The sequence below is a fragment of the Limnohabitans sp. genome (assembly GCF_046052825.1).
Lineage (GTDB): Bacteria > Pseudomonadota > Gammaproteobacteria > Burkholderiales > Burkholderiaceae_C > Limnohabitans.
In genome coordinates this window covers 1-7,497 of record NZ_JAVLFP010000008.1, presented here as the reverse complement: position 1 = coordinate 7,497, position 7,497 = coordinate 1, and the positions used below count along the sequence as shown (strand labels likewise).

The 7,497-nt window shown below is 61.0% G+C and carries 5 protein-coding genes and 2 pseudogenes; 5 read left to right on the top strand and 2 right to left on the bottom strand.

What is annotated here, in order from left to right:
• Positions 1-963 (bottom strand): annotated as a pseudogene (locus ACKWJN_RS01585) (YgiQ family radical SAM protein); the annotation flags it as partial.
• A 72-nt stretch (positions 964-1,035) separates the two neighbouring features.
• Positions 1,036-1,854: a glutamate racemase gene (gene murI, locus ACKWJN_RS01580; protein WP_408593887.1), complete on the bottom strand. Its 819-nt coding sequence runs from the start codon at positions 1,852-1,854 to the stop codon at positions 1,036-1,038.
• A gap of 49 nt (positions 1,855-1,903) precedes the next feature.
• On the opposite strand from murI, the gene zwf reads away from it, so the two are divergent.
• From zwf to ACKWJN_RS01555, 5 genes and pseudogenes are all read left to right on the top strand, one after another.
• A complete protein-coding gene (gene zwf, locus ACKWJN_RS01575) occupies positions 1,904-3,370 on the top strand; it encodes a glucose-6-phosphate dehydrogenase (RefSeq protein ID WP_408593885.1) in 1,467 nt (488 codons plus the stop codon).
• The gene (pgl, locus tag ACKWJN_RS01570; protein ID WP_408593884.1) at positions 3,370-4,146 is read left to right on the top strand and encodes a 6-phosphogluconolactonase; all 777 of its coding nucleotides are present in this window, start codon (positions 3,370-3,372) and stop codon (positions 4,144-4,146) included. The genes zwf and pgl overlap by 1 nt, the downstream gene beginning before the upstream one ends.
• Complete coding sequence (edd, locus tag ACKWJN_RS01565; protein ID WP_408593882.1) at positions 4,143-5,981, top strand: phosphogluconate dehydratase; 1,839 nt, start codon at positions 4,143-4,145, stop codon at positions 5,979-5,981. The genes pgl and edd overlap by 4 nt, the downstream gene beginning before the upstream one ends.
• A 15-nt stretch (positions 5,982-5,996) precedes the next feature.
• Positions 5,997-6,644: a bifunctional 4-hydroxy-2-oxoglutarate aldolase/2-dehydro-3-deoxy-phosphogluconate aldolase gene (gene eda / locus ACKWJN_RS01560; RefSeq protein ID WP_408593880.1), complete on the top strand. Its 648-nt coding sequence runs from the start codon at positions 5,997-5,999 to the stop codon at positions 6,642-6,644.
• Between the two features lie 32 nt (positions 6,645-6,676).
• Positions 6,677-7,497 (top strand): annotated as a pseudogene (locus ACKWJN_RS01555) (glucose-6-phosphate isomerase); the annotation flags it as partial.

Genomic DNA, 7,497 nt, shown 5'->3' with positions numbered 1-7,497 from the left:
GACCTGCTCGTAGCTCGGCAAACGGATCACCGAACGGTCACGTGGCGGCACCTTGAGCTTGCCGATGGCCGCGGGGTTGGGCATGAAGACCAGCGGCTGGATGGCCGGGCTGACCTGGGCTGGCAGGGTGCCGTCTTCCTTGGCGCAGGTTTCGCCCTGGCTTTTGGCCTGCTCGGAGGTGTTCTGGTAGGGGTTGACGTGCGACTCCACCCGGCCCGGCGCGTCGACCGAGGTCGAGTCGATCTCGAACCAGCCCTCGGGCGTGTCCCGCCGAATGAAGGCCGTGCCACGCACGTCGACGATGTTTTCCACCGGCTCGCGGGCCGCCAGGCGGTGGGCAATCTCCACGATGGCCCGCTCGGCGTTGCCGTAGAGCAGCAGGTCGCATTTCGCGTCCACCAGGATGGAGCGGCGCACCTTGTCCTGCCAGTAGTCGTAATGGGCGATGCGGCGCAGCGAGCCTTCGATGCCGCCCATGACGATGGGCACATCGCTCCAGGCTTCCTTGCAGCGCTGCGAATACACCAGCGAGGCGCGGTCGGGCCGCTTGCCGCCGACGTCGCCCGGGGTGTAGGCGTCGTCGCTGCGGATCTTGCGGTCCGCGGTGTAGCGGTTGATCATCGAATCCATGTTGCCGGCGGTCACGCCGAAAAATAAATTGGGTTTGCCCAGCGCCTTGAACGGGTCGGCGCTTTGCCAGTCGGGCTGGGCAATGATGCCCACGCGAAACCCTTGGTTCTCCAGCATGCGCCCGATCACGGCCATGCCAAAACTCGGGTGGTCCACATAGGCGTCACCCGTGACGATGATCACATCGCAACTGTCCCAACCCAACTGGGTCATTTCCTCGCGGCTCATCGGCAAAAACGGGGCCGTGCCGAAGCGGGCCGCCCAGTACTTGCGGTAACTGGTCAGGGGTTTGGCGTTGCGGGGGAAAAAAGAGACGTCGGCGTAAGCATTCATGAGGGCCCGAGTTTACGGGTTTGCCCGAATTCGGGCTGACACAAGGTCTTTCAGCCCACCCAAGTCCCTGGCTCAGGATGGCAACGCTTGCACCACAGCATCGTCACCCCACAAATCGGCCACCACACGCTGAACCTGGGCCACATCGCCCGTGGTGAAAAACCGGGTTGTTCCATCCCCTTCTGTACGCCGATGCTGCCCCAAGCGGCGAACCAGCTCGCGGGCCACGGCCTCGGCCGGGTCCAGCAAGTGCACGCCCTCACCCGCCACGCGCTGGATGGCGTCGCGCAAAAACGGGTAATGCGTGCAGCCCAACACCAAGGTATCAGCCCCTTGGGCCACCAAGGGGGCGACGAATTGCTGTACCAAGGCCTCGGTGAGCGGGCTGTGTAAATTGGCTTGCTCCACCAGCTCCACCCAGCCAGGGCAGGCTTGCAACAGGATGCGTTTGCCCTCCCCATACTGGGTGCACAGCTTGGCCACGCTCTCGCTTTGCACGGTTTGACGCGTCGCCAACACGCCGATCACGCCTGTGCGCGTCAAGGCCACCGCGGGCTTGATGGCAGGCTCAATTGCCACCACCGGTACATGGGTCTGCTCGCGCAAGCTGCGCGCTGCCACCACCGTGGCGGTGTTGCACGCAATGGTGATGGCTTTGACGCCCTGCTGGGCCAGCCATTGACCCACGGTCAACGTGCGTTGGGTGATATGCGATTCGTTTTGATCGCCATAGGGCGCATGACCCGAATCGGCCACGTACACCAAGTCCTCGCTGGGCAAAGCCGCACGAATGGCACGTAAAACAGACAAGCCACCGACCCCGGAGTCAAAAACGCCGATGGCATGGTCAAAAACAGGGCGTGCAAGTGCCGTGGTAGGGTGTGGTGACATGGTTTGAAAGAATAATCCAGATACTGTAGCTTTGAGGCGAACGCGACACATGAACACCCCCCCTTTGGACAACGGCGCACAAGACATCGTGATTTTTGGCGGTGCGGGTGACTTGTCGTTTCGCAAGCTCTTGCCTGCACTCTACATGGCGCACTTGCATGACAAATTGGCTGAGGGCACCCGCATCGTGGGTGTGGGCCGTCAACCCTGGAGCCGCGAAGCGTATTTGAGCTTTGTTGACAGCCATTCCCCCGCTTTCATTGACAAAGAAGCATGGAACGCAGATGACTGGCAGAGCTTTCTGGCTCGCTTGACTTATGTGAGCTTGGATGTCACCCGAAGCGATGACTACGCCAAGCTCAAGGCCGCTTGCAGCGCCAACGGGTTACGGGTGTTCTATCTGGCCACTGCGCCCAACTTGTTCACCCAAATTTGTGCGCACCTCTCCAGCGCGGGGTTGGTGGATGCCCAAGCGCGGGTGGTGCTTGAAAAGCCCTTGGGCACCGACCTGGCCTCGGCTCGCGCAATCAATGAAGAGGTGGCGCGTTATTTCGATGAGCAACAGATTTACCGCATCGACCACTACCTGGGCAAAGAAACGGTGCAAAACCTCATGGTGCTGCGTTTTGGCAACGCCATTTTCGAGCCCATGTGGCGCGCGCCCTTCATCAAGAGCGTGCAAATCACCGTGGCCGAAACCGTGGGCGTGGGCAGCCGTGCTGGTTTCTATGACGGCGCCGGCGCCATGCGCGACATGGTGCAAAACCATTTGCTACAACTGCTGTGTATCGTGGCCATGGAGCAACCCATTTCGCTGCACGCAGACGATGTGCGCGATGAAAAACTCAAGGTGCTGCGCTCCTTGCGCAAGATGGATTTGGCAGACATCAAGCGAGACACCGTGCGCGGCCAATACACAGCGGGTGCCTCTGAAGGCGTGGCGGTCAGCGGCTACCAAGAAGAAAACAACGTGCCACCTGACAGCACAACCGAAACTTTTGTGGCCTTGCGCGCGCACATCAACAACGCCCGCTGGGCCAACGTGCCCTTCTTTTTGCGCACCGGCAAGCGCATGCAAAAACGTCAATCCGAAATCATCATCGAGTTCGCCGATCAGCCGTTTTCAATTTTCGGCACCACGGCGCACCATGAGCCCAACCGATTGATCATCAGTTTGCAACCCGAAGAGTCCATCCAATTGGGCTTGATGGTCAAAGAACCGGGCTCTGGCATGTCATTGCACCCTGTCAAACTCGGACTTGATTTGCAACATTCGTCCAACAAACGCCGCGCCGAGGCCTATGAGCGTTTGTTGATGGACGTGATCAAAGGCCGTTTGACGCATTTCATGCGCCGCGACGAATTGGAGGCCGCTTGGATGTGGGTCGAACCCATCTTGGACGGCTGGAGAGCCCTGGACGACAAACCCCGCGCTTACTCGGCAGGCAGTTGGGGGCCGGCAGCATCTTCAGCCTTGATGGCGCGTGACAACCTGTGCTGGTTTGAGGAGGCCTGATGACAGGTCAAGCTGAGCCTTCCCCGCCACGGCCACTTGCACCATGGATCAGCGAACCACGCGCCAACATCACCCCGCACACAGGCCAAGCTGATGCACTGACACAAGCCCTGGCGCATGACATGGCGCAGCGATTGACAGCAGCCATTGAGGCGCGTGGTGTGGCGGTGTTGGGTGTGTCGGGCGGCAAGTCACCGGTGGCCCTGTTTCATGCGTTGCGCGTTTTACCCATCGCTTGGGGCCGGGTGCGCATCACCCTGGCAGATGAACGTTGCGTGCCGTGTACCCATGCCGACAGCAATGCGCATTTGGTGACCACGCATTTGCTGCAAGAGCAGGCGCGTGCCGCGCACTGGGTGCCCATGGTGAGCCAAGCCGCTGAACCGCTGCCCCCCTTGTCGCAGTTGGTTCAAATCGCCGGTGCTGCACTGCAAGCGGCTGGCACCCCCGACGTGATGGTGATGGGCATGGGCGCGGATGGACACACCGCATCGTTGTTTCCAGACGCTCCCAACTTGGTGGACTTGCTGGACCCTCACAACACGCAGGTGTGTGCGGGCGTCACACTCGCGCAGCCCCCCTTGAGCGCGCCCTACCCGCGCATCACGCAAACACTGGCGCAAATTCTGCGTGCTCGCCACATCGTGCTGCCTGTCAGCGGCGCTGACAAGCTGCACACCTTGCGCCAAGCTTGGCAGCGGCGCAGCAACTTGCATCCGGTGTCGCATCTGCTGCATCAAAGCCACACGCCTGTTTCTCTTTGGATATCGTCATGACCTCACCCCTGAACCCCACCCTGGTTGCTGTGACCGAACGCATCGAGCAGCGTAGCGCAGCGTCTCGTGCGGCGTATCTCAAGGTATTGGCACAGGCCAAGAAGCCTGGGCCCTACCGCGGCGGCATGGGCTGCGCCAATGCCGCCCATGCCTACGCGGCCATGCCCGACAACGACAAACTGGTGCTGCGCCAAGAACGTCAGCCCAACATCGGCGTGATCACGGCCTACAACGACATGCTCTCGGCCCACCAACCCTACGAGCATTACCCCGAAAAAATTCGCGCCGCAGCAAGGGCGGCAGGCGCCACCGCGCAAGTGGCCGGTGGCGTGCCCGCCATGTGCGATGGCGTGACTCAGGGCGAAGACGGCATGGAGCTGTCGCTGTTCTCGCGCGATGTGATTGCCTTGGCCACGGCCGTGGGCCTGTCGCACAACGTGTTTGACGCGGCCATGTTCTTGGGCGTGTGCGACAAAATCGTGCCGGGCCTGTTCATGGGCGCTTTGCAGTTTGGCCATTTGCCCGCCGTGTTTGTGCCTGCGGGGCCCATGACGTCGGGTCTGTCCAACGACGACAAGTCCAAGGTGCGACAGCAATACGCCCAAGGCTTGGTCAGCCGAGAGGTGTTGCTGCAAGCCGAGCAAGCGGCTTACCACAGCGCTGGCACCTGCACCTTCTACGGCACCGCCAACTCCAACCAAATGCTGATGGAGATCATGGGTTTGCACTTGCCGGGCGCATCGTTTGTCAACCCAGGCACACCGCTGCGTGAAGCCCTCACCACGGCTGCAGTCCAACGTGCGGTGGAACTCAGCCAAACCCCCAATGCGGGCATGGGCCACCAGATCGATGCCAAGGTCATCGTCAACGGCATTGTGGGTTTGCTGGCCACTGGAGGATCGACCAACCACACCCTGCATCTGGTGGCCATGGCGCGTGCGGCAGGCCTCATCGTCAACTGGGACGACTTCTCCGACCTGTCCGCCTGCGTGCCCTTGCTCGCCCGCGTCTACCCCAACGGCAGCGCCGATGTGAACCACTTTCAAGCCGCTGGCGGCATGGGATTTTTGATCGCCCAGTTGCTGGGCGTGGGTTTGTTGCATGCCGACGTGACCACCATCATGGGCCAAGGCTTGCAACGCTACACCGTGGAGCCTTGGCTTGACCAGGCCCAGTTGGCCTGGCGCCATGTGCCTTCTCACTCGGGCGACGAAGACGTGCTGCGACCAGCCACCCGCCCCTTCAGCGCCGACGGCGGTTTGCGTTTGCTCCAAGGCAATCTGGGGCGCGCCGTCGTCAAGGTCTCAGCGGTCAAGCCCGAACACCGCGTGGTGCGTGCGCCGGCGCTGGTGATGACCGATCAAAAGCAACTCGCTGAGTTGTTCAAGGCTGGACAACTCGAGCGTGACTTTGTGGCCGTGGTTCGCAACCAAGGCCCACAAGCCAACGGCATGCCCGAATTGCACAAGCTCACGCCTGTGCTGGGCCTGCTGCAAGACAAGGGTTTCAAAGTGGCGCTGGTCACCGACGGGCGCATGTCGGGCGCATCGGGCAAAGTCCCTGCCGCCATCCATGTGAGCCCCGAAGCCCTGAACGGTGGCGCGATTGCCAAGGTGCGAGACGGTGACATGATCACCCTCGACTGCGAAGCGCAGATCTTGCAACTGGACGTCAGCGATGCCGAACTGGCCGAGCGCGTGGCCCCCACCCCGGACTTGTCGGCCAACCAACGCGGCACCGGACGTGACTTGTTTGCGCTGTTCCGCGACCACGCCGCCCATGCTGAAGATGGTGCCTCACCGCTGCTGTCACACGTTCATCACGCCGACCTCTGACACTCAAAACACGCCATGACTCAACCGACACACCCCACCTTTCAGCGCCCCGCCTTCACCTCGCGCGTGGTGCCCGTCATCGTCATCACCCACCCTGATCAAGCTGTGCCCATGGCGCATGCTTTGCTGGAAGGTGGTGTGGATGTGATGGAAATCACCTTGCGCCATGCGGCGGGTTTGGCCGCCATCGAACAAGTGGCCAAGCATGTGCCGCAGATGCACGTGGGTGCAGGCACCGTCACCCGCGCCGACGAGATGGCGCGCGTTCAATCGGCAGGCGCTCGTTTTGCGCTGTCGCCTGGCATGACCGAAGTCTTGGTGCAAGCGGCCATGGACTGTCGATTGCCCTTCATGCCCGGGGTGATGACCCCAGGTGAAGTGATGGCTGCACGAGACCATGGCTTTTCGCTGGTCAAGCTGTTTCCGGCAGCTCAAGCCGGCGGATTGGCCATGCTCCAAGCACTGGCAGGGCCCCTGGGAGACATGCAGTTTTGCCCCACCGGTGGCGTGTCGCTGGTCAATATGGACGAATTTTTAAAGCTACCCAATGTGGCCATGGTGGGCGGGTCTTGGTTGACGCCACTGGATGTGGTGCAACGCGGCGACTGGGCTGAAATCACCCGCTTGGCGCGTGAAGCAACCAACATCGCCCACGGCCTTTGATGGATGTCATTGAATTTGAGGAAAATACCCCGATGACCACCTTTGTCCCACCGCAACACCGCCAAGCTTGGAAAACGCTCCAAGCGCTCTCTCACAACTCGCAACCGCACCTGCGCGATTTGCTCAAGGACACGGGGCGTGCAGACCAATTTCACGCCAGTGGCGCTGGCATCACCATCGATTACACGCGTCAACGCTTCAGCCAAGAAGTTTTGGACCAACTGTTGGTCTTGGCGAACGAATCAGGGGTGATGTCACAAGCCAAAGCCATGTTCCGTGGTGAAGCCATCAACACCACCGAACAACGCGCGGTGCTGCATGTGGCGCTGCGTGGCAGCCATGTGCCCAATCCGCCCTGGGGGGCAGACATTTCCAAACAAGTGGCCCATGAACTTTTGCGGGTCTGCATGTTTGCTGAAAAAGTGCGCGAAGGCCAACTGCTGGGTTACGAGGATGAAGCCATCACCGACGTGGTCAACCTGGGCATTGGTGGGTCTGACTTGGGGCCCCGAATGACCACCGAGGCCTTGAGTCACTTGACCCGCGACAGCTTCAAAAACAAGGTGCGGGTGCACTACGTCTCAAACGTGGACGCTTGGAGCTTGTACACCACCTTGGCCAAACTCAGCCCTTCACGCACCGCTTTTGTGGTGCAAAGCAAGACGTTCACCACCCAAGAAACCATGACGCTGGCCGCTTCGGCCAAACGGTGGTTGCTTGACGCAGGTTGCCCCCAAGTCAAGCTCCACCAGCATTTGATTGCCGTCACAGCCCACCCTCACATTTCGCAGGCGCAAGGTTTCAGCCCCGAACACACCTTTGGTTTTTGGGACTGGGTGGGGGGACGCTATTC